We start from the raw sequence: 22,127 nt of genomic DNA, 5'->3' as shown, positions 1-22,127 counted from the left end.
CTAGCGCGCTCGCGCGTCGCGCGGCCTATCCAGCTGAGCCGGCGGGGCGATCGAATGGCGGGAGGCAAAGTCGATCAAGGCGGCCCGCGCCGGACTATCCGGTTGCAGTAATTCCCTGTGCGTGCCGAACAGGGTCACGGCGAGCTCGATCTCGCCTTGCCAGTTCGTGATCGCGGATGAGATCGCGATCAAGCCCGGAATGTAACGGCCATCGACATAGGCGATGCGTTCGCGCCGGATCTTCGTCGTCAAGGCTTCCACGCTTTCCAGGTTGGGCTCGAGATCCGGCCAGCTCAGGCCGGCGGAAGCGGTACGCTCGAGTTCGTTCTGCAGCCGCGCGCTGAGCTGTGGAGACGGCAGGTAAGACAGGAAGACGCGTCCGGTCGCGGAATCCAGCAAGGGAAACGTGCTGCCAAGACCGATCGAGGTGGTCGTGAGATGGGGACCTCGCTCCATTCGGACCACGGTCGGGCCATTGTGGCTCCAGACGGCCAGCAGTGCCGCTTGGCCCGTCGCTGTCGCCAGCTCCTCGAGTTCGTCGGAGGCGCGGACGACGAAGTTGTTCCGACTGATGGCCGCAACACCCAGCTCGGCCGCTTCGCGGCCGAGGTCGTAGCGGCCGGAGCGCTCCTTCTGCACGGCAAGGCCCGCATGAATGAAGCTCGCGAGGTAGCGATGCACCTTGCTCGGTGGCATGCCGGCTTCGCGCGCGATGTCCGACAAGGTCGCCGGCCCATCAAAGGACCTGAGGACTCGCAGGACCGAAAGCGCGGCGTCGAGAGCCTGGATGCCGCCGGGGGCCGTGCCGCCGCTCTCGTCATCGGTATCTTTCGCCTGCGTCCGTTTCATCGCAACAAATCCTTGAACTCCTGCGGCACGCTGGCGCCGCGGAGTGCGCCCGTATCCGTGACCGAGGCCCAGGCGCGCTGTTCGAAGCCGCTCGCAACCTGCAAGCTTCCGACCGACAGCTTGTAATCGATTCGAAACCGCCGCTCCTGCCACTCGGCCACCTCTGCGCGGATCGTCAGCTCGTCGTCGTAGCTGGCGGGCGCCACAAAGTTGGCGCCGACATTGACCAACGGCGTGACGCTGTTGAAGCGGCGCTTGAGCTCCCGCTGGCTCAAGCCGAGCTTCCGCAGCCAGCGCTGCCAGGTGCAGTCAAACCAGTAGAAGTAATTGGGATAAAAGACGATTCCGGCTTCGTCGCAATCGCCCCACTCGACCGTAAAAGCTGTCTCAAACATCCGACTCCTCCCGCGGCGCGTCAGCGCGACGTCTGGCTGCCCAGATTATATTTTGCATATAAGGAAATTAATTTCGTGACGTGCAAGAAATATATTGCGTGAAATGAAATCTGTTGCATAATACGTAAACATAAGAGGTCAGCAAAGCGCAACAGGGAAGGAAACGTCATGCGGCTCAGTCGCATCGCGGTGATGGGAGGCGGTCCCGCGGGCCTGTATTTCGCCGCGCTCTGGAAGCGTCGGCATCCCGAGGACCACGTCGACCTGTTCGAGCAGAATCCGGAAGGCGCGACCTGGGGCTTTGGCGTCGTCTTCTCCGACAAGGCGCTGGACTTCCTTCGCGCCGATGATCCGGAAACGGAGCAAGCCGTGTCGGCGCGCATGGAGACCTGGCGCGACATCACGCTCGTGCATCGCGGCGCACGTGTCGTGCTCGACGGCGTCGGTTTCTCTGCGGTCGGCCGGCTCGATTTCATCACCCAATTGACCGGGCGCGCACGATCGGCCGGTGCAAATCTGCACTTCGGCAAGCTCGTGCGTTCCGTCGACGAACTCGCGGGATACGATCTGATCGTCGCCGCCGACGGCGTGAACTCGCTGGTGCGACGGAGCCATGAAGGTGACTTCGCCACATCGCTGTCCTACGACCACAACAAGTTCGCCTGGTACGGCACCACCAGGCGCTTCGAAACCCTGACCCAGACCTTCGTCGAAACCGAGTTCGGCTGCTTCAACGCCCATCACTATCGCTACTCGCCGACGATGAGCACGTTCATCGTCGAGTGCGATCGGGCAACCTGGCTCCGCGCCGGCTTTGCGGAGAAATCCGAGGAAGAGAGCAAGGCGCTTTGCGAGACGGTGTTCGCCGATACGCTCGACGGGCATCCTCTGGTCAACAACAAGTCCGTCTGGCGCAATTTTCCATGGCTCTGGAACGACCGCTGGTCACACCGCAACATGGTCCTGGTCGGCGACGCGCTCCACACCGCGCATTTCTCGATCGGCTCCGGCACGCGCCTCGCGCTCGAGGACGTCATCGCCCTCGTCAATGCACTCGACGGTGAGCCCGGCAATCTCCGTCGTGCGCTGGAACACTATGAGGCCGCGCGCCGCCCGGTGGTGGAGAAGCTGGTCAAGGCCGCAAGGACCAGCGCAGCCTGGTACGAGCGCTTCGCCGACCACATGAAGCTGGCGCCGCTGGATTTCGGCTACAGCTACATCACCCGTTCGGGTCGAATCGACGACAACCAGCTCCGCGCGATGTCGCCGCACTTCATGGCGCGGTACGACGCGAAGTCAATGACCCCCATTCATTCGTGATGATGAGGACGCCATGCTGACGGAAGGAATGGATCTCGCATTCGTGGACCCGATCGTGGACCGGGTGCCCGATGATGCGCCCGGCGCGCGGGAAATCGGCTTCGAGATCTCGGAGCGCTACAATGCCAGCGAGATCCTGTTTGACAACCTCGGAGCGGGTCGTGCCGACAAGGTCGCGATCTACACGGCCTCCGGCAACACCAGCTATGGCGAGTTGTGCGCCAACGCCGCCAGATGCGGCAACGCCTTCACCTCGCTCGGGCTCGTCCAGGGCGACCGCATGCTGCTCCTGCTCAACGACACTGCGTCCTATCCCGCCGTGTTCTTCGGCGCGGTCCGCGCCGGCCTCGTGCCGATGTTGATCAACACGCTGTCGCCGAAGGACCTCATCGGTTTCTACCTGCAGGATTCCGCTGCCCAGGTCGCGGTCGTCGACGCCGAGTTTGCCCATTTGTTCGATCGGGAAACGACCGGGGGATCGCGGCTGCACACGCTGATCGTGGTCAACGGCGAGGCTGCGCTCGAATCGCCCGCGGTCGAGGTGCTGAACGGCGATCGGTGGTTTGCCGAATTTCCCGGTGAGATCGAAGCTGCCCCCACGCGTCGTGACGACATGGCGTTCTGGATGTACTCTTCGGGCAGCACCGGCCGGCCGAAGGGCATCGTGCATCTCCAGCACGACATGGCTTACACGGCTGACAGCTTCGGGCGGCACATCCTCGGCATGACGGAGAGCGATGTCTGCTTCTCCGTGCCAAAAATCTTCTTCGCCTATGGTTTCGGCAATTCGATCACGTTCCCGTTTTCGGTCGGCGCCAGCACGATCCTGCTCGCCGGCCGGCCCGAGCCCGGCGCCGTTCTGGACCTGATCGAACGGTTCAAGCCGACGCTCTTCTTCGGCCTGCCGACGCTCTACAACGCGCTGCTGCATCATCCGCGCATCGAAACGGCCGATCTGTCGAGCGTGCGCCTCAGCCTGTCGGCCGCCGAAGTGCTGTCGCAGGACATCTTCAACGACTGGAAGCGGCGCTTCGGCCTCGAGATCGTCGAAGGGCTCGGATCGACCGAGGTGCTGCACATCTATCTCTCGAACACGCGTGCGCAGAAGAAGTCCGGCACCGCCGGCAAGCGCGTTCCGGGCTACGAGATCCGCCTGACCACGCCCGAAGGCGAGCCCGTCGTGCAAGGCGAACCGGGCGTGATGTGGGTCCGCGGTCATTCCAACGCGCCGTGCTACTGGAACAGGCCCGACAAGACCGCGCAGACCATGCGCGAGGCGGGCTGGATCTGGACCGGCGACAGGCTCGTCGAGGACGCCGACGGCTTCTTCACCTTCGTCGGCCGTGTCGACGATCTCATCAAGGTGAGCGGCCAGTGGATCTACCCGGTCGAGATCGAGCTCTGCCTGTCGGACCATCCCGCCGTCCGCGAATGCGCGGTGCTGGGCCTCGAGCTTCCTGATCGCCGCATGACCACGAAAGCCTTCGTGATCCTGCGCGACGGTCATACCGCGAGCGAGTCGTTGACGCGGGAACTGCAGGATTACGTCAAGGCAAAACTGCTTCCCTACAAATATCCCCGCCTGATCGAATATCGGCCCGATCTGCCGAAGACGGGAACGGGCAAGATCGACCGGCAGCAGTTGCGCAGCGCCCCATTGGTGGCCTGAACGCGCAGCCGCCTTCCCAAAACCTGCTGAAAGTCACAGCCCAAGAAAACCACGCTCACTGGAGTTCGTGATGTCCGCTGCTGATATCGTCGACGTTACCGAGGTCATCGAACAGGCGCGGTTCGGGCGCCTCCAGCTTCTGATCCTGGTTCTTTGCGCGTGGATCGCACTGCTCGACGGCTTCGACACCCAGGCGATCGCCTATGTCGCGCCTGTCATTGCCGAGCAATGGGGGATCGCCATGGCCGGCTTCGGACCGATCTTCGGTGCGGGCCTGGGCGGGCTCGCCGTTGGTGCGTTCGTGCTCAGCCCGGCGGCCGACCGGTTCGGACGGAAGAGCGTGATCCTGCTCTCGGTGTTGCTGTTCGGCATCTTCGCAGCTGTCACGGCGCGCGCGACCACGCTGAACGAGCTTCTGGTCTATCGCTTCCTGACAGGCCTCGGCCTCGGCGGCGCCATGCCCAACATCGTCGCGCTGACCAGCGAATACGCGCCGAAGCGGATGCGCGCGCTGCTCATCGCCATCATGTTCTGCGGCTTTCCGCTGGGCTCGACGATCGGAGGCGTCATCAGCGCGCCCCTGATCGGTGCGTTCGGCTGGCAGGCGGTGTTCGTCGTGGGCGGCGTGCTTCCGCTGCTCACGCTGATCGTGCTGTTCGCGTGGCTGCCCGAGTCGATCCGCTATCTCGTGACACGCGACGTTGCAGACAGCAGGATCGCGAAATTGCTCGCAAGGCTCGATCCCGCCATCTCGCCTGCGGCGGCGAGCCGCTATGTCGTGCCCGGTTCGCACGCGTCAGGCTTTCCCGTAACCAAGCTCCTTGCCGAGGGCCGCGCATCCATGACGGTGCTGCTCTGGGTCGCGTTCTTCATGAACCTGCTCGTCATGTACTTCCTCGTCAACTGGATGCCCTCACTGCTCAAGGCGAGCGGACTGCCTCTCAACGTCGCGATCCTCTCGACGGCGGTGTTGAACGCCGGAGGCGTGGTCGGCGCGATCGTCCTCGGCCGCTTCGTCGACCGGCTCGATCCCTACCTGGTGCTCGGCGGCGCCTATCTGGCTTCGGCGCTCTTCATCGCGGGGATCGCCTTTGGTTCGGCCAACGTCTGGACGTTGATGATCTCGACGTTCCTCGCCGGGTTCGGCGTCGTCGGTGCGCAGATCGGCATGAACGCGCTTGCCGCCGGCCTCTATCCGACCGCGATCCGCTCCACCGGCGTGGGCTGGGCGCTGGGCGTCGGCCGCATCGGCTCGATCATCGGTCCGGTCGCAGGCGGCGTGCTGCTCGGCTTCGGGTGGACTGCGCAGTCCGTCGTCCTGACCGCGGCGGTCCCGGCGTTGCTGGCGGGCCTCGCGGTGATCGCGCTTCGTAGACGAGAGCCGTCGCTCAAGCTCGTGCCCTCGACCGCGACGCTCCATCACTAACAGCGAGACAGGCTATGTCCCACGATACGATCATGGCGCCCACCGCCGACACACCGGAACGCCGGGCGTTCTACGACAAGATCGACAAGAAGAACCTCACGGCGCTGTGGCTGTCGCTGGCCGATCTCGTCACGCCAGAGCCGAGAAGCGCATGCCGCCCCGCATCCTGGCGGTTTGACGAGATCCGCGCGCACATGCTCGAGGCCGGAAGCCTCATCACCGCCAAGGAGGCGGAGCGGCGCGTTCTCGTCCTGGAAAATCCAGGCCTGCGGGGGCAATCGAAGATCACGACGGATCTCTACGCCGGCGTGCAGCTCGTCATGCCGGGGGAGGTTGCGCCGGCCCATCGCCATACGCAATCCGCGCTGCGCTTCATCCTCGAAGGCGAGGGTGCCTACACCGCCGTGAACGGCGAGCGCACCATCATGCATGAAGGCGATTTCATCATCACCCCGCCCTGGGCGTGGCATGATCACGGCAACCCCGGCTCCAATCCGGTGTTCTGGCTCGACGGTCTCGACATTCCCGTCATCCAGATGCTCGATGCCTCCTTCGCCGAGCATCTCGACGTCGACGAGCAGCCGATCACACGGCCGGTCGGCGACAGCGATGCGCGCTACGGCCACAATCTGCTTCCGGTCGATCACAGGGGCGGCGGCGGCACCTCGCCGGTGTTCAACTATCCCTATGCACGCACGCGCGAGGCGCTCGAACGGCTGCGGCGCGCTGCTGCCTGGGATGCCTGTCACGGGCTCAAGATGCGCTACACCAACCCGATCACGGGCAATCACGCCATGGCCACCATGGCGACCTTCATCCAGCTCCTGCCAAAGGGCTTTGCGACCGCCTCGTACCGTTCGACCGATGCCACCGTGTTCGTGCCGATCGAGGGCAGGGGCCGCAGCGTCATCTCGTCTCGGACAGGCGAGGAGATCGTGGTCGAGTGGGGCAAGCGCGACATCTTCGTCGTGCCCTCCTGGCATCGCGTGCGTCACGAGGCGATCGATGGTGACGCCGTGATCTTCTCCTATTCCGATCGACCCATTCAGGAAGCCCTGCATCTATTCCGAGAGGACCGCGGCAATGCCTAACGTTTTTACGCACTCCGATTTCGTTCTGCCGCCGCCGCCGCAAGCCTCCGTCGCGGTCCACAATTCGGCGGCGCGCTTTCCGCTGCGCCGGATCATCTGTGTCGGGCGCAACTACGCGGCGCACGCCCGGGAGATGGGGCGCGATCCCGATCGCGAGCCGCCGTTCTTCTTCATGAAGCCCGCCGACACGGTCGTCGACGATGGCGCGAGCGTTCCCTATCCGCCGCAGACCAGCAACTTCCACTACGAGATCGAGCTGATCGTCGCGATCGGGCAGGGCGGCACCGACATCCCCGTCGCGCGCGCGCTCGATCATGTCTGGGGCTACGGCGTCGGCATCGACCTGACCCGGCGCGATCTGCAGCTTCAGGCTCGTGAGCAGGGCCGTCCCTGGGACTGGGGCAAGGGTTTTGATCTCTCCGCGCCGATCGCTCCGCTGCGGCCTGTCTCGGAGGTCGGCCACCCCGGCGCGGGCCGCATCTGGCTCGCCGTCGACGGCGCGCTCAAGCAGGACTCCGACATCTCGAAGCTGATCTGGCCCGTCGCCGATATCATCTCGATCTGCTCGCAGTCGATGGCCCTCAAACCCGGCGACATCATCATGACCGGCACGCCCGAGGGCGTCGGCCCCGTGCAGCGTGGGCAAGTGATGACGGGCGGGATCGAGGGGTTGGGGGAGATCAGGATAGCTGTCGAACGGGGCTGATGAAGCCGGGCGTGCTCGAGCGCACCCTCGACAAAAAAGCCCCGCAAAGCGGGGCTTGAAGTTGATGGCGGGATTGATGTCGGCTCAGTAGCGCGCGACTGCCGGTCCGCCGAACCGATAGTTCAGACGGCCGAGCACCAGATCGGTGTCGCCGCCGGTGCTGAAGCCGGCCAGGGCAACGCCGCCCGGAACGTTGAAGGTCGCTCCGTGACGGTTCTCGAAGATGTGGTCGTACTCGACGCCGAGCGACCAGTTCTGCGCGAACGAGAACTCGAGGCCGGCGCCGACCGTTCCGCCGAGACGCGTGGCGTAGCCGGTTTGGGCCGTCACGACGCCCGCCGTGAGGAACTGATAGTTGCGATCGGTGATCGCCGCACCGCCCTTGACGTAGAGCAGGACGTTGTTCCAGGCGTAGCCCAGCTGACCGGTGAACAGACCGAAGGCGTCCATTTTCGAGCGGAGCGTGTCGCCCGGCGGCGGCAGCACCAACGCAGCCCGGCTGCCCGAGATGTCTGCCCAATTGCCCTGCGCTTCGAGGCCGAACACCCAGCCCGCGGTCTGCCACCGATAACCGATCTGGCCGCCGACGGTACCGCCGTTCGCATCATAGCTTCCGACGAGAGTTCCCGTGGGATCGAACGTGCGGCGATCGTGGGACTGACCCCAGCCGCCGTTGATGCCGATATAGAAGCCGCTCCAGTCAAAGACGGTCGCGATCGCGGCCGGAGGCGCTTTGGTGTAAGGACGCGCGGCGAGATCGGCGGCAGAAGCAGCCGTTGCCCCCAGGAGCAAAACGCCGAAAGAGGCCGAAGCCAAAAGCTTGTTCATTCAATTCCATCCCACGTGATCTTGAGAATCCCTGCCCTGAGAGAAAACGTAACGAGTTTGGCGACGGCTTGCTGTAACTGACGCGCCACACTGATGGTGGTGAAAATCAAAACTCGACTTAACCAATGTTAGTCGGTTCCAGATCGGGAAACGGTGGCAGAGAGCAGAGAAATCACGACGAGAGGGCGATCAAAGGTAACTCTCGATCGGAATTTTCATTGGGAAAAATAGGCAGGTTCCCGGAACGTGGCGATGGAGATCGCTGTTCTGCCTTTGGGGCCTACACAGAGGACGAGGCATGAAAATCCAAGCGATTATTCTTTCCGTTGCACTCGCATTGACCTTCGGCACCGCGGCGTCCGCGCAATCGGTGAACGGAACGACGAACGCGACGATCGGCTCGAAGGGGGCTGCGACCGGCACGAACGGCAGGCTTCACTCCTCAGCCAATGCCCGCCTGAATGGCGGACACAAGAGCATGAACGGGACCGCGAACTCGACGGTTGGTTCGGCGGGTGCGCATGCCGGCACGAACGGCAAGCTTCACTCCTCCACGAACAGGACCTTGAACAGCAGCAAATAGCATTGCCGACGAGAGAGACGGCGCAACGAAAGAGGCCGCCTCGAAGACGGCCTCTCTGCCGTTCTCACCGGCGATCGGGACCAACGCCGATCCGGACGGCAAACTCCGGACGCCCGCCCGCGAGCGGCGACCCGGCCGCAGTGACGGCGCCGCGTGCTAGCCACCCCATCGCTCAAACGGATTATGACCTGGCTCAGGTTGATCATCGTAGTGCGGAGCCGGCTGAGGGCGGCCAGGCGCCGCCGGTGAATAGGCCCAGGCCGCAGCGGGGCCTGTCGTTAAAACACGGGCAGAACGAGCAGTTGCATGATGCCGATGTCCCTGCGCTGCCATGGCGCTGCTGACAGATGCCGAAAGGACAATCAAAACGCTCAAAACCAGACCCGATCGCATGGTCATTTCTCCGATGGACCTACGGTGAGGAGTTAAGTGAGCCCCGGTCCACGTCCTCGCAATCCGCGACCGCCGCGCGGGGCGGTCACATCCGCGGCATCATGCGCGGGCAGTGAGCCCGATGTGCGCTTCGACCTGCTCGGGCTCACAGGCTTGGGTTTAGGTGCCAGCTACTTTCTGAACGCCCGGCGGCGACCAGCTGCCGTTGATGATTGATGGCGACTTCTCGTTCGGCCAGTACATCCGCAACATCAAGACGAACTTGCCGGCCGGCGCCGGCAGCCAGTTCGATTCCTTGTCAGGGCCGGGCGAATCTTTCTGAATGTAGAGATCCGTGGAACCGTCGGCATTGGGCTTGAGGCTTTGCCGGGCACTGATCGAGTAGCGGTTGATCGGATTCGCCACGAAGAAATAGTTCTCGTCGTACATTGTGAGGGACCAGAAGCCGCCAACGGGCGGAAGTTGTCCCTTCGGAAAACGCAGGACATACCTGTTGCTTCCGACGTAAGCCTTACCATCGGCCCCTTTCTGAGACGTCGGATAGCAGGCGTCCTGAATGCGATTGGCACCGAGACCAATGGCCGTGAGGAAGGCGCGATTGAGATACTCGGTGCCGTAGATGCCGGTTTCCGTGTCGAACATCCAGCCATTGACGTTCTTGACCGCCTTGTTCGCCTTGAACTGCAGCATGATCCTGTCGAAGGCGACCTGCGGAATGCGCTTGGCAAATGCGGCGTCGAGCTTGCTGGCATCGAAATCTTTGCCGGGAACCAGGCCGATCTTCGCGAATTTCGCCACTTCCGCTGCATCAGCCGGGGCGGGTGGATTGCGCTTCATCAACTGAGCAAGAAGCGTGAAATAGGCAACAGCGTCCATGCGGTTCACCTGATCGCGCACTGCCGTCTTCATGTCGATGGAAGGATCGACCTTGCCCGCTGGCGGCGCGAACGTCTTGCCATAGGAGCTCAACGGCACGAGCTTGAACTCATCCTGCGCAGCATGAACGGCCGCGTAGTCTTCGGGTGTGCCCGTGCAGTAGATACGCCCCAGAATCCAGACGATGCTGGTCGGCGACTTGTACTCCTTGACGCCCGCCGGAAGCGTCCCCTTCCATCCGGGGCCGGTGATTGCGTACGTCTGAGCCTTGGTGCCGGTGGTTCGTTTTCCGGGGACCTGGAAGACGTTCGTCCATCCATCCAGCATCGGAAACAGGAAATAGCGGTCCTTCATGTCGGGCATGCTCAGGACCCACGGCTCGTCTCCGACATCGAGCCATGCCGTGGTGTAGAGGGTATCGGCGTTCGGCGCGGTGACATCCCGGAAGCTGGCATCGGGATAGGAGCGGAGCTTGATGAATTGCCCCATCGGACCTCTTGTGCCCTCGACCGCGGAGACGTTCGTGATCACCCGGCGAGTCAGCTCCATCGTCACCAGCGGATAGCCATAGACATAGGCATCGGTGGCGAGCCAGAAGTCTTCACCCCCTTCGATCGCACGAAGGAGCGGACCTTCAAAGTCGGCGCGGCTCGAGGATAGCGCGAGAGTGGAAAGCGCGGTGCCCAAAGCAGCGGTCATAAGATGGCGGCGTGTGAAATGCATCAGCTTGCTCCGGTGTTTTGACTATGGATACGGCATGAGAGATTTAGACCCGATGTGTTCGCGCGCTTTCATTCTCGTGTAAGCGCGCGTTCACCTGACGCAGCGGCGCACCTGCGGTAAAAACCTGCTCAACGCGAAAGACGGGTGATGACCACGATGTGGCTCCTGGAGCAGGCTCGCTACTGCTTGTTTCGCTTTTTGCTGGCGCCTCTCAGAGGCGGTGCTGATGCCAGGGTATTCGCGGCGTCCGCCATCTGAATGCAGGTGAGCAGATCGACGTAGCTTTCGATTCCGCCTGAGGTCGCTTCACCCTCGCAACTTTCGCGGACAGCAGGCTTCGTCGACGACCAGAGTGTGACGAGTTGCTGTTGTGCCGAGGTCTCGTCGCGCATGCAGTCCGAGAAGCTCTGGGCCAACGCGAGCCCCATCGCCGTGTCGGTTTCAGAAGTCGACTGGCACAGCGCCTCTACCTTCAGCGCCGGAACGCGGTCGGACACCGGTATCAATGAATGGCTTCCGAGCATCGCAAGCGAAAACAATATCGCTTTCATCTATCTCTCCATGGCTAAAACTGTCCAGGCTGAGCCGGCGGCGCAGGCCAATCGGACCTCAGATTGTTGGGATTGCCGCGATCGAATAGATCTTGTCGCGTGAGGAAGTGTCGCTTGGCCTGACCATCGGGAATTGGCGAACGTCGTTCGTGGGCTTTCTCGGCTGCGTGGTCATGTCGGCTTGCGCCCATGACAGTTGTCGCAAGGACAGCCTCGAAAATCGCCAACAGGGCAAGCAAGCTAAGCCTTGTCATGATCAAACCTCGACCAGCCGAGTGCACGTGCAGTGATGGTGCCCTTCGACTTCGCAGGACGAATACGAGTTGCAACCGCATGCGGGTCACGCATTGTAAGGGCGGTGTGAGCCATGACGTCGGGAATAGCGCGTTGACTCAAATCAAGGAGCTCGTGAGGACGACCACGAGGCGCATGATCATTCGGGACAAGAGACGCCAGGACCCCGGGCTCCGCCGCGTCGTCGCCGGCGAATGTCTTCTCGTCAGGCTGTCCGCGACAGGAAGCTGCCAGCCGCACCCAAAGGCCGAGCGACGTGCGAGCAGCCTTTATCTCGATACTCCTGCTTAGGTAGGCGTTGCTCGAGACGATCGCGCCTTGACGGTAATTCGGTCCTCTGACGCATGCTGCAGCCAAACGACGAGCGCCCGCACCACGAGCACGCCGATGGCTGGCGCGGTACCAGCAACGGGTTGATTCGGCTTGTGAACGAACAAGAGTCGCCGCGCAGGACACCGCTGATTTTGATATTGCCGCTTCATCAGCTTCTTCTGTTGATCCGGCTCAAGATGTTTCGCCTCTGGTTCTTATCAACGCGCCCCAAGTCTCCAGCGTATTCCAACGGGGCAATCGAATACGAGCCGGCCCTGACACTCGTTACATCCTTTCGTTGATTTGCATCAACGCGGGGCGCTGCGGAATACTCCAAACGACAGAATTCGTAGTCTTGCGTTCGCCTCTTTGGGAGGGTCTGGCAATGAATTTCCGCACAACTATTGCCGTGCTGTTTTTGACCTCTGCAATCTCAGCTCCCGCGCTTGCGCAGCAAGCCGCACCGACCGCGGCGCCGTTGGGATCTCCGGCCGCGACCATCACGATCCCGGGCGATCAGCTCCCGCCACCGCCGCAGAAGTTCGGCGGCAAGATCGAGCGCGACGCCAAGGACTCCAAGCCGTACTGGCCGTCGCGCGTCGTGCCGCCGAAAGGCGCACCGAACGTGCTGCTCATCATCACCGACGACGCGGGCTACGGCGTGCCGAGCACGTTCGGCGGCGTGATCCCGACCCCTGCGCTGGATCGCATCGCCAACAATGGATTGCGGTACACCAATTTCCACTCGACCGCGCTGTGCTCGCCGACGCGCGCGGCCTTGATCACGGGGCGCAATCATCACTCGGTGGGTTATGGCGTGATCGCCGAGCAGGCCACCGGCTATCCCGGTTATGACAGCGTCATCACCAAGGACAAGGCGACGATCGGTCGAATCCTGACCGACAACGGCTATCACACCGCCTGGTTCGGCAAGAACCACAACACGCCGGAATATCAGGCGAGTCAGGCTGGCCCCTTCGATCAGTGGCCGACCGGCATGGGCTTCGAATATTTCTACGGCTTCATGGGTGGCGACACCAACCAATGGGAGCCAGGCAATCTCGTTCGCAACACCACGCCGATTCACCCCTACGAAGGCAAGCCCGGCTGGAATCTGGTGACGGCCATGGCCGACGATGCCATCGACTATGTCAACCGGATGAACGCGCTATCGCCGGACGCGCCGTTCTTCGTCAAGTTCGCGCCGGGCGCCACGCATGCACCACATCATCCGACCCCGGAGTGGACGAAGAAGATCAGCGACATGCATCTGTTCGACCAGGGCTGGAACAAGCTCCGCGACACCATCTTCGAGAACCAGAAACGGCTCGGCGTCATTCCGCAGAATGCCAAGCTGACACCGTGGCCGAAAGATCTGATCAAGGAATGGGATCAGCTCACGGCCGACGAGAAGAAGCTGTTCATCCGCCAGGCTGACGTCTTCGCCGCCTATGCCGCCTATGCCGACAACGAGATCGGCCGGGTGATCCAGGCGATCGATGACATGGGCAAGCTCGACAATACCTTGGTCATCTATATCGAGGGCGACAACGGCACCAGTGCCGAAGGCCAGCCGAACGGAACGCCGAACGAAGTGGCGATGTTCAACCAGATCAATCCGTCGGTCGAGGATCAGCTCAAATATTTCTACGACGTCTGGGGCACCGATCGCACCTACAACCACATGTCGATCGGCTGGGCCTGGGCGTTCGACACGCCGTTCTCCTGGACCAAGCAGATCGTCTCCCATTTCGGCGGCACGCGCCAGGGCATGGCGATCTCCTGGCCGGCGGCGATCAAGGACAAGGGCGGCATCCGCCACCAGTTCCACCACGTGATCGACGTCGTGCCGACCATCCTCGAGGCGGCGCAGATCAAGCAGCCCGACATCGTCGACGGCATCAAGCAAAGTCCGATCGAGGGCGTCAGCATGATGTACACCTTCGATCAGAACAACGCGAATGCGTCGTCCACGCACACGACGCAGTATTTCGAGATGTTCGCTGATCGCGCGCTCTACCATGACGGCTGGATCGCCAGCACCAAAGTGCTGCGCCCGCCATGGGTGACGATCGCGAAGCTGCCGGCTCCGGGCGACTACCCTTGGGAGCTCTACGACCTGCGAAATGACTGGACCCAGGCCGAGGACGTCGCCGCCAAGTATCCGGACAAGCTGAAGGAGCTGCAGGCGCTGTTCTGGAAGGAGGCGGAAAAATACCAGGTGCTGCCGCTCGACTCGTCGGTGGCGACCCGGCTCATCACGCCACGTCCGAGCCTCAGTGCCGGCCGAACCAGCTTCGCCTGGACGCGGCCGATGACCGGCACGCCGAACGGCGACGCGCCGAGTCTGCTCAACGCCTCCTACACCTTCAAGGCCGACGTGGACATTCCGCAAGGTGGCGCAGAGGGTGTGCTGGTGACCCAGGGCGGCCGTTTTGGCGGTTACGGTCTCTATGTCCTGAAGAACAAGCCCGTGTTCACCTGGAATCTCGTCGATCTCAAGCGGGTGCGCTGGGAGGGACCCGAGCTGACGTCAGGGCAACACATGATCGAGTTTGATTTCAGGTATGACGGCCTTGGTCCGGGCACCATGGTGTTCGGGAACTATAGTGGAATCGGACAAGGCGGCACCGGCACGCTGAAAGTCGACGGCAAGGTGGTGGCGACGGAAAAGATGGAGCACACGCTTCCGTTGATGCTGCAGTGGGACGAGGCGTTCGACATCGGCTCCGACAGCGGTACGCCGGTCGATGACAACGACTATCAAACCCCGTTCGCCTTCACGGGCAAGATCAACCGGATTGCGCTGGACATCGATCGACCCAAGCTGAGCCCGGAGGATGTCAAGCGGCTCCAGGAGGCGGCACGTGTCGCCGGCGACGGTCCATCGGCCGACGACGGAAAGATGGCTTCGGCCGAACCGCAAGTGGGCACCATCGGCCTCAGCCTCGTCGACAAGATCCAGGTACGGATCGACAAGCGCGAGGGCTGCCGCAAGCAGGCCGAGGCAAAGGCTCTCGGCGTGGTGGATCGCATCAAGTTCATGCAGGAGTGCGTGCAACAATAGTTCGGGCACGAAACCGGCGGGAAGCCCATCGGCTTCCCGCCGGCCGCAGTTACATGATGTCGCGATCGGAGAAGCTCATGAAGCACGGTCTTTCGATCCCCCTTTCAATGCTTGCACAAATCGCCGCCTTGGCTCCCGGCAGCAGCTTGGCGCAAGGTGCGGCAGAGACGGTGCAGACGATGCTCGCCGCACAGATCCGCTCGCAGGGCTTTGCCTGTGACAAGGCACTCGGAGCAACGCAAGACACGAAGCGCTCGCGCTCCGACCATGCGGTCTGGGTGCTCAAATGCAGCAACGCGAACTATCGGGTGAGCCGTGCGCCCGACATGGCCGCGAAAGTCGAGCCGCTTCGGTGACGAAGTTGGTAGCGTCGCATCGATCGGTCGAGACATGCACAGCGTAACCGATTTGATCCCGGTCACCCCCTCGATTGACCAGCTTGCCCGCATCATCGCCAACGTGGCGGCGCCGGCGTTTTTGCTCGGTGCCGTCGCGGCATTCATTTCTGTCGTGATCTCACGGATCAACCGCGTGATCGACCGCTCGCAGTTCATTCACGGCATTCCCGCAGGCGACTCTGCAAGGGCGTTCCTGAAAGCCGATCTGCCGCGGCTTCGGGAAAGAGCGCGGCTTCTGAACCGGTCGCTGTTCTGCTCCATTGTCGCCGCGATCCTCACGGCCCTCATCATCTTCGTTGCATTCGTCAGCGCGCTCCTGCAGATCGCGCACGAATACGGCGTGGCGATCCTGTTCATGGCGGCCATGCTGATGTTCAGCGCCGCCCTGGTCGATCTGGCGCGCGAAACCAGAATTGCACTTCACGACAATGACCTTCACTTGTAAGCCAGGTGGCGGCGAACGGCTGGAGCTGTAAGCGGAACGTGGCACCGGGGTCGCGAAAGAACCGCAGGCGCGACAAGGTCCGCAAGGCTCGGACACCCGAGCCGGATCGGTCCGCCCTGCAGCCGCTGACCACCCACCGCACCAGGAGGCGGCGGATCATTGGCGCGCTTGTTGTTGCGATCGCCGCTGGACTGCTTTGGTTCGAGACAACCAAGAGTTTCGTCCAGCCTTCGGAGCCGGTCCAATTGGCTTTTGCCGGCAGCAATTCCTGTATGGGTTGCCACCAGACGGAGACACGACTCTGGCAGACGTCGCAGCATCGCCACGCCATGGATCATGCGACCGCGCAAACTGTCCGCGGCGATTTCAACGATGCAGCATTCGACTACGCCGGCACGCGCTCGCGCTTCTTCCGCAAGGGCGGCAAGTTCCTGGTGGAAACCGACGGACTTGACGGCAAGCTCGCCGTCTTCGAGGTGAAATACACCTTCGGCATCGACCCGCTGCAGCAATATCTGATCGAATTTTCGGATGGTCGCATTCAGGCGCTGTCGATCGCCTGGGATACACGCCCGCGGGAGCAGGGCGGTCAGCGCTGGTTTCATCTTTATCCCGACGGCGCCGTCACGGCCGCCGATCCCCTGCACTGGACGAAGCTGAACCAGAACTGGAATTTCATGTGCGCGGAGTGCCATTCGACTGACGTGCACAAGGGCTACGACGCCGACAAGGACAGGTTCTCGACCACCTTCTCGGAGATCAGCGTCGGCTGCGAGGCGTGCCACGGCGCGGGTTCGCGGCATGTTGCCTGGGCGCGCGGCGAGCCGGCTTCGCGCGGCCCCGACGACGGTCTGCTCGTCCGCTTCGACGAACGGACCGGCATCGTCTGGTCGGCTTCCGCCGGAACGTTGATGCCTGCACGCAGCGGGCCGGCGCCGGGCTTGCGCAAGGAAGTCGAGACCTGCGGACGCTGTCATGCGCGCCGCGGGCAGCTTTCCGAGGACTGGACGCCGGGACGGCCGCTCTCGGACACGCATCGCGTGTCGCTGCTGGACCGCCAACACTTTCATGCAGACGGGCAGATGCGCGACGACGAGGAGACCTACAACTACGCGCCGTTCAAGCAGAGCAAGATGTTCGCGAAGGGCGTTACCTGCAGCGACTGCCATGATCCGCACAGCGCCGCGCTGAAGGCGCCCGGGGATGGCGTATGCGCGCAGTGCCATGCGCCCGACAACTACCAATCACCCGCCCACCGCCACCATGGCGATGTCTCGCCGCCACTTGGCTGCCCGTCCTGCCACATGCCGGAGCGGCGCTACATGGTCGTCGACCGGCGCCACGACCACAGCTTCCGTATCCCGCGCCCCGATGTCTCGGTGCAAACGGGCACGCCTAACGCGTGCAACGACTGCCATCGCGACAAGTCCGCGGCCTGGGCGGCCCAGCAGGTCGAGACTTGGTTCGGGCCGGAGCGGCATGGCTATCAGACCTATGCCCGTACTTTTCATGCGGCCTGGACCGAGGCAGCCGATGCGCAAACTCTTTTGGCCGCGGTCGCCGCATCGGGCGATGTCCCCGGCATTGTCCGCGCCAGTGCGCTCGCCGAATTGCCCGCCCCCGATCTCGATCTGATCCGCCGCGGGCTTTCGGATCCCGATCCACTCGTCAGGTTGGGAGCGCTCGATGGCCTGGAAGGGGTGCCGACCGATCAGCTCTGGACACTCGCCTCAGCGCAATTGAACGATCCGGTACGAGGTGTCCGAATCCGCGCCGGCGAGCTTCTTGCGACTGTACCTTCCTCTCAACGGCCTGCCGTCGATCGCGACAGGTTCGAGCGAGCCGCCGCCGAATTCGTCGCCGCACAAAAGCTGAACGCCGACCGGCCGGACGCGCATACCGCACTCGGCAGTTTCTTTGTGCGACAAGCCAACGCCAGCGCGGCGGAGACCGAATACCGGGCGGCGCTCCGGCTTGATCCCTCGTTTGCGCCGGCCGCCATCAATCTGTCCGACCTGTTTCGCCAGCTTGGACGCGACGGCGATGGCGAGCGGGTCTTGCGGGAGGCTCTCGCCGGAGCAGCGAAGGGCGCTTCGCTCCATCACGCGCTCGGCTTGACCCTGGTTCGCGAGAAGCGCCCCGAGGCGGCGCTCGATGAGTTGCGTCAGGCAACCGCGCTCGACCCCGGTCAGTCGCGCTACGCCTACGTATATGCCATTGCTCTGCATTCGGCAGGCCGACGCGAGGAAGCGCTTGCGGTTCTGAGGGACAGCTTGCAAACCCATCCCAATGATCGAGACGTCCTTTCTGCAGCAATCAGCCTCAGTCGGGAACAGGGAAATGCCGCAGCCGCGTTGAGCTATGCCGAGCGACTTTCGCGCTTGATGCAAGGCAATCGCGAGATCGATGCCCTGATCAAGCAGCTCCGGCACTAGGGTGCGTACTCATAAAATCTGCCGCTGAGAGTAGGCGTACCTGATGTCCGCTTGTCCTCCAACAGCGGCGCGAAAGTGGACGTTCTCGGACTTCCGAGAAGGGGCCAAAAGCGGCTGTCGTATACCGTCTCCTGAACTGGAAGGAGAGGCCGCCTTGCAAACGGCATCTCCTTCGTGCGGGAAGGCGATGATGGATGAGAGATGTCGTCAAGATCTGATGAACGAAAGCAGGTCGGAGTTGAGGACATCCGCATGCGTTGTTAGCATGCCATGGGGGTAGCCGGGATAGGTCTTCAGCGAGCCGTTCTTGAGCAGGTCGACCGCACGCGGCACTGAACTTGCGAACGGGACGACTTGATCAGCCTCGCCATGCATCACCAGCACCGGCACGGTGATCTTCTTGAGATCTTCGGTATAATCTTCGAGCCAGGAGTCTACGGTTGCGTAATGAGCGAGGGCACCGCCGGCCATGCCTTGGCGCCACCAGTTCGCAATGATCGCCTCCGAAGGCTTGGCTCCATCTTGGTTGTAGCCGTAGAACGGATTCTCAGGGACGAAACGGTAGAACTCCGACCGGTTGCCCAGCACGCCTGCCCGGATCGCTTCGAACCACTCTGGCGGCTGTCCGGACGGGTTGTCCTTGCCCCGGTACAGGTTCGGCGTCAGTGAAGCGACCAGCGCTGCCTTCGCGACGCGCTCCTGGTGGCGAGCGACATAGCGAGCCACCTCACCGCCACCTGTGGAGTGGCCGACGTGGATCGCGTCGCGCAGGTTGAGGTGTTCAGTCAGGTCCGCGAGGTCGGCAACCCAGTGGTCCATGTCGTTGCCGGTGCTGGGCTGGTCGGACCGGCCGTGGCCGCGGCGGTCATGGGCGATCACCCGATAGCCGTGTCGAAGGAAGAAGGTCATCTGGGCGTCCCAGTCGTCCGCTGTCAGCGGCCAGCCGTGGCTGAAAACGATCGGTTGGCCTGAGCCCCAGTCCTTGTAGAAGATGTTTACGCCGTCGGTAGTCGTGATCGTGGGCATCGAGTCGCTCCATCTGCGCTGTTAGATCTTTGTTGAAAAGTTTGCGGACGGGGGGTCTAAAAAAATTAGGCAGGCCCAAGCTGATCAGGGCACAGATCGCGCCCCCTGTCTTTCCAGAAGAAACGATGTTCAGCGGCCTGGCCGGCGAGCCTTTGCCGTCGTAACACCCGACCGCCGACGCGTTATCGCCGGCGCGGCGCTATTCGTCGCTCCTGCGCATTCGCGCGCGTTTCATTTTTGTCGAGGCCGTACTGAATTGCGATCACGCCGTGCCTATCGGCCTGGAGTGCTGGGATCACTTTGCTGAAGACGATACTATGTTTCGGCGAAGACATTGTTCGTTGTCCTTTTTTGTTGAAGACTGCGAAACGGTAAATCCCTCTTTGGCTCCTGACCAATACCTTGTAGGCTTCAAGCTATGCCTGAAAGATATACGAGGGATCATGGAGCTCCGGCACCTGCGCTATTTCGTTGCCGTCGCTGAAGAAGGCAGCCTGCTGAACGCCGCCGAACGGCGACTGAACACCTCCCAGCCGTCCTTGAGCCGGCAAATTCGCGATCTGGAAGCCGAAGTCGGCGTCCAGTTATTGGAGCGCCAGGCGCGAGGCGTGACGCTGACCGCTGCCGGACGCGTGTTTCTCGATCATGCGCGGCTGGCGCTGCTGCAGGTCGAGGCCGCAACGGAAGGGGCCCGGCAGACTGCCCAACCGCAAAGGCCCGTCCTCTCGATGGGCTTTCTCGTCGGGCTGGAGGTGATGTGGCTCCCCCAGTTGCTGCGCATCCTCCGCGAGGAAGCCCCCGATGTCGACGTGACGCTCAGCACGCAATCTTCGCCAGAACTCGCACTGGCATTGGTGCGGGGAAAGCTGGACATCGCTTTCCTTCGTCCGGAGAAAGACAACGATGACGTCGTCTTCAAAATATTGGCGAAGGAGCCCTTGATTGCCGTGCTGCCGGCCGAACACCGCTTGGCATCACGGAAGAAGATTCGTCCGCAGGATCTCACCCGCGAGATCTATGTCAGCTCGGCAAGAACATCGCCGGTCTTGCAAGAGGTCATACAGAATTACACATCTCGGATCGGCATTACCCTCAAGGCGAGATATGAAGGCGAAAACATATCATCGGCCATGTCGCTCGTGGCTTCCACAGGCGGAATTAGCCTCGTCCCGCTCTATGCGCAGAACATGCTTGCACCGAACGTCGTCGCCAGAGCTCTCGAGGGCGGCACGCCCACGGTCGATCTGGCGTTGGGATACAATCGGACCAATCCGTCGCCCCTGCTCCGCCGTCTTTTGTCCCGCACGGATGAATTGGTAGCAAAGGTTCAAAATCAGAGCATCATTCGCTACGTTGAAGCTGACTCGTAGCCGATGCGAGAGTCCGCTTCGGGTCAATCGCGACGGTTTAGACCGGTTTTAAATCAGGTCCGGTCTACCCCCTGACAGCCGACATATCCCCGGTCGTGGGATGCGGCAGCGATGGGCTATGAGGCGATCTGGTCGCCGGTCATTCAATCAACTCGTCGGCACGCAATGCTAAGGACGCCGGGACTGGTAGTCCCAGACGTTCCGCGCTTTTTGTGTTGATTACTAGGCTGAGCTGCGACGCTTGATAGATTGGCACCTCGCTGACCTTACCTCCGCGCAGTAATTCATCGACGCAATGGGCGGCGCGACGCCACAAATTTTGAATGTCGATCGCATAGGCAATGAGCCCCCCTTCCTCAACAAAATCGCGATACGGAAACATCGTCGGAAGACGAAGCTCGTTCGTAAGCGCCACGACATCGCGACGAAACGTATAGTTGGGAGCAGCATCACCCACGATAACGCCGTTAGCATTATCCAAGCGCATTTGGTTCAGCACACGCCGATATTCGGGAGGACGGACGGGATCGTCGAGTGGAGGGCCAATAATACTAATTCCGATGTCGCGTCCCGCACGGGAGATGCTTTGCCCCTGTGGCCCCTCCCATGAAGCTCTTATCGTAAGGAAGCCCACACGGGACGCTGATGGGACCAACTCCCGTAGGATGGCCAAGCGCTTTCCCCAAAGTTCAAGACCAGCATCAACGCTGACCCCAGTAACGTTGCTATCCGGTCTGGACAAGCTGGTCGTCAGACCATAGGCGATGGGATCAGCCGTGATGCCGACAATAGGGATGGTTGAAGTCGCCTTCTTCAACGCCAGGACAAACGGAGACGTGTTTGCAACAATCACGTCAGGACTACTTTTTATGATCTCGGTAGATAGCTCGGCGAAGTGATCAGTGCGACCGTCTGCTGAAAAGCGAACAATTTCAAGATTGCGCCCCTCAACACGTCCTAGTTTTGACAGCTCGTCAAAGAACGCATTTACCAGCGGGTTATCGCCGTAGATCTGCAAATCCTTTAGGGGGCTTGAAGCGTGAGCGATTGCAACTCGCCTCTTTGCAAGAGATTGCCCAATAGCGGCTTTGGGCAGTATCGCCGTGAGAAAGAGACCAGAAACAAACCCCCGACGTCTCATTCGATCCTCTTCGGCCGTTCATGATCGAGCATAGCAGCTTGTGGCGTTGCTCGGCGGTAATCGATGCCGCAGCGAGCCTCTTTTTATTGTCCACATGCCTGCATGCGACAATCAATCGGGGGCATGACTGCGACGCCAATGTCCGCAACGGCTCAGTCGCGACGGTTTGGTACGGTTTAAGTTAGGTCCGGTCTACCGCCGATAGCCGACGAATCCTCAGCAGTGGGAT

18 protein-coding genes and 1 pseudogene are annotated in these 22,127 nt (G+C 62.1%); 11 read left to right on the top strand and 8 right to left on the bottom strand.

The annotated features are described in order from the left end of the window. A complete protein-coding gene (locus BM222_RS24920) occupies positions 1-849 on the bottom strand; it encodes an IclR family transcriptional regulator (RefSeq protein ID WP_092233579.1) in 849 nt (282 codons plus the stop codon). Next, positions 846-1,244: an acyl-CoA thioesterase gene (locus BM222_RS24915; protein ID WP_092233576.1), complete on the bottom strand. Its 399-nt coding sequence runs from the start codon at positions 1,242-1,244 to the stop codon at positions 846-848. The genes BM222_RS24920 and BM222_RS24915 overlap by 4 nt, the downstream gene beginning before the upstream one ends. Positions 1,245-1,412: 168 nt before the next feature. Here BM222_RS24915 and BM222_RS24910 point away from each other — a divergent pair, with 168 nt between their 5' ends. The 5 genes from BM222_RS24910 (at position 1,413) to BM222_RS24890 (ending at position 7,456) form a co-directional block, all read left to right on the top strand. Next, on the top strand, positions 1,413-2,564 hold the full coding sequence (locus BM222_RS24910) for an FAD-dependent monooxygenase (RefSeq protein WP_092233573.1): 1,152 nt from the start codon (positions 1,413-1,415) through the stop codon (positions 2,562-2,564). 13 nt (positions 2,565-2,577) lie between these two features. Next, a complete protein-coding gene (locus tag BM222_RS24905; protein ID WP_283810260.1) occupies positions 2,578-4,233 on the top strand; it encodes a benzoate-CoA ligase family protein in 1,656 nt (551 codons plus the stop codon). Between the two features lie 70 nt (positions 4,234-4,303). After that, positions 4,304-5,659 carry an MFS transporter gene (locus BM222_RS24900; protein ID WP_092233569.1) on the top strand — a complete coding sequence of 452 codons (1,356 nt, stop codon included), beginning with the start codon at positions 4,304-4,306 and terminating at the stop codon, positions 5,657-5,659. A 14-nt stretch (positions 5,660-5,673) separates the two neighbouring features. Then, positions 5,674-6,750, top strand: coding sequence for a gentisate 1,2-dioxygenase (gtdA, locus tag BM222_RS24895; protein WP_244547232.1), 1,077 nt, complete (start codon positions 5,674-5,676; stop codon positions 6,748-6,750). Then, a complete protein-coding gene (locus BM222_RS24890; protein WP_092233566.1) occupies positions 6,743-7,456 on the top strand; it encodes a fumarylacetoacetate hydrolase family protein in 714 nt (237 codons plus the stop codon). Before gtdA ends, BM222_RS24890 begins: the two co-directional genes overlap by 8 nt. Positions 7,457-7,540: 84 nt before the next feature. Here the strand turns inward: BM222_RS24890 and BM222_RS24885 are convergent, their stop codons facing one another. Then, complete coding sequence (locus BM222_RS24885; protein ID WP_092233563.1) at positions 7,541-8,284, bottom strand: outer membrane protein; 744 nt, start codon at positions 8,282-8,284, stop codon at positions 7,541-7,543. A 298-nt stretch (positions 8,285-8,582) separates the two neighbouring features. Here BM222_RS24885 and BM222_RS24880 point away from each other — a divergent pair, with 298 nt between their 5' ends. After that, positions 8,583-8,867, top strand: a complete 285-nt coding sequence (locus tag BM222_RS24880; protein ID WP_092233560.1) for a hypothetical protein — start codon at positions 8,583-8,585, stop codon at positions 8,865-8,867. 552 nt (positions 8,868-9,419) lie between these two features. Here the strand turns inward: BM222_RS24880 and BM222_RS24875 are convergent. Together BM222_RS24875 and BM222_RS24870 are read right to left on the bottom strand one after the other, a co-directional pair. Continuing rightward, positions 9,420-10,859, bottom strand: coding sequence for a DUF1254 domain-containing protein (locus BM222_RS24875; protein ID WP_092233557.1), 1,440 nt, complete (start codon positions 10,857-10,859; stop codon positions 9,420-9,422). Positions 10,860-11,038: 179 nt separating this feature from the next. Then, positions 11,039-11,410 carry a hypothetical protein gene (locus tag BM222_RS24870; RefSeq protein WP_092233554.1) on the bottom strand — a complete coding sequence of 124 codons (372 nt, stop codon included), beginning with the start codon at positions 11,408-11,410 and terminating at the stop codon, positions 11,039-11,041. A gap of 991 nt (positions 11,411-12,401) precedes the next feature. Between BM222_RS24870 and BM222_RS24860 the strand changes: the two genes are divergently transcribed. The 4 genes from BM222_RS24860 (at position 12,402) to BM222_RS24845 (ending at position 18,361) form a co-directional block, all read left to right on the top strand. Then, positions 12,402-15,083, top strand: coding sequence for an arylsulfatase (locus BM222_RS24860; RefSeq protein ID WP_092233547.1), 2,682 nt, complete (start codon positions 12,402-12,404; stop codon positions 15,081-15,083). Positions 15,084-15,160: 77 nt separating this feature from the next. Further along, entirely contained in the window at positions 15,161-15,439 is a 279-nt protein-coding gene (locus BM222_RS24855; protein ID WP_177243441.1) for a hypothetical protein, read from the top strand. Between the two features lie 34 nt (positions 15,440-15,473). Then, entirely contained in the window at positions 15,474-15,926 is a 453-nt protein-coding gene (locus tag BM222_RS24850) for a DUF2721 domain-containing protein (protein ID WP_092233544.1), read from the top strand. A gap of 329 nt (positions 15,927-16,255) precedes the next feature. Continuing rightward, entirely contained in the window at positions 16,256-18,361 is a 2,106-nt protein-coding gene (locus BM222_RS24845) for a tetratricopeptide repeat protein (protein ID WP_349509869.1), read from the top strand. A gap of 207 nt (positions 18,362-18,568) precedes the next feature. On the opposite strand, the gene BM222_RS24840 is transcribed toward BM222_RS24845, so the two are convergent. Further along, complete coding sequence (locus BM222_RS24840) at positions 18,569-19,387, bottom strand: alpha/beta fold hydrolase (protein WP_092233541.1); 819 nt, start codon at positions 19,385-19,387, stop codon at positions 18,569-18,571. A 230-nt stretch (positions 19,388-19,617) separates the two neighbouring features. Continuing rightward, positions 19,618-19,722 (bottom strand): annotated as a pseudogene (locus BM222_RS43075) (alpha/beta hydrolase); the annotation flags it as partial. A gap of 108 nt (positions 19,723-19,830) precedes the next feature. Between BM222_RS43075 and BM222_RS24835 the strand changes: the two are divergent. After that, the gene (locus tag BM222_RS24835; RefSeq protein WP_092233538.1) at positions 19,831-20,757 is read left to right on the top strand and encodes a LysR substrate-binding domain-containing protein; all 927 of its coding nucleotides are present in this window, start codon (positions 19,831-19,833) and stop codon (positions 20,755-20,757) included. 139 nt (positions 20,758-20,896) lie between these two features. On the opposite strand, the gene BM222_RS24830 is transcribed toward BM222_RS24835, so the two are convergent. Beyond that, the gene (locus BM222_RS24830; RefSeq protein ID WP_092233536.1) at positions 20,897-21,898 is read right to left on the bottom strand and encodes an ABC transporter substrate-binding protein; all 1,002 of its coding nucleotides are present in this window, start codon (positions 21,896-21,898) and stop codon (positions 20,897-20,899) included. Positions 21,899-22,127: the final 229 nt, after the last annotated feature.

The organism is Bradyrhizobium sp. Gha, from assembly GCF_900113735.1.
Classification (GTDB): Bacteria; Pseudomonadota; Alphaproteobacteria; order Rhizobiales; family Xanthobacteraceae; genus Bradyrhizobium.
Note: the sequence above shows the minus strand (reverse complement) of the source record. Positions and strands in the feature narration are given on the sequence as shown.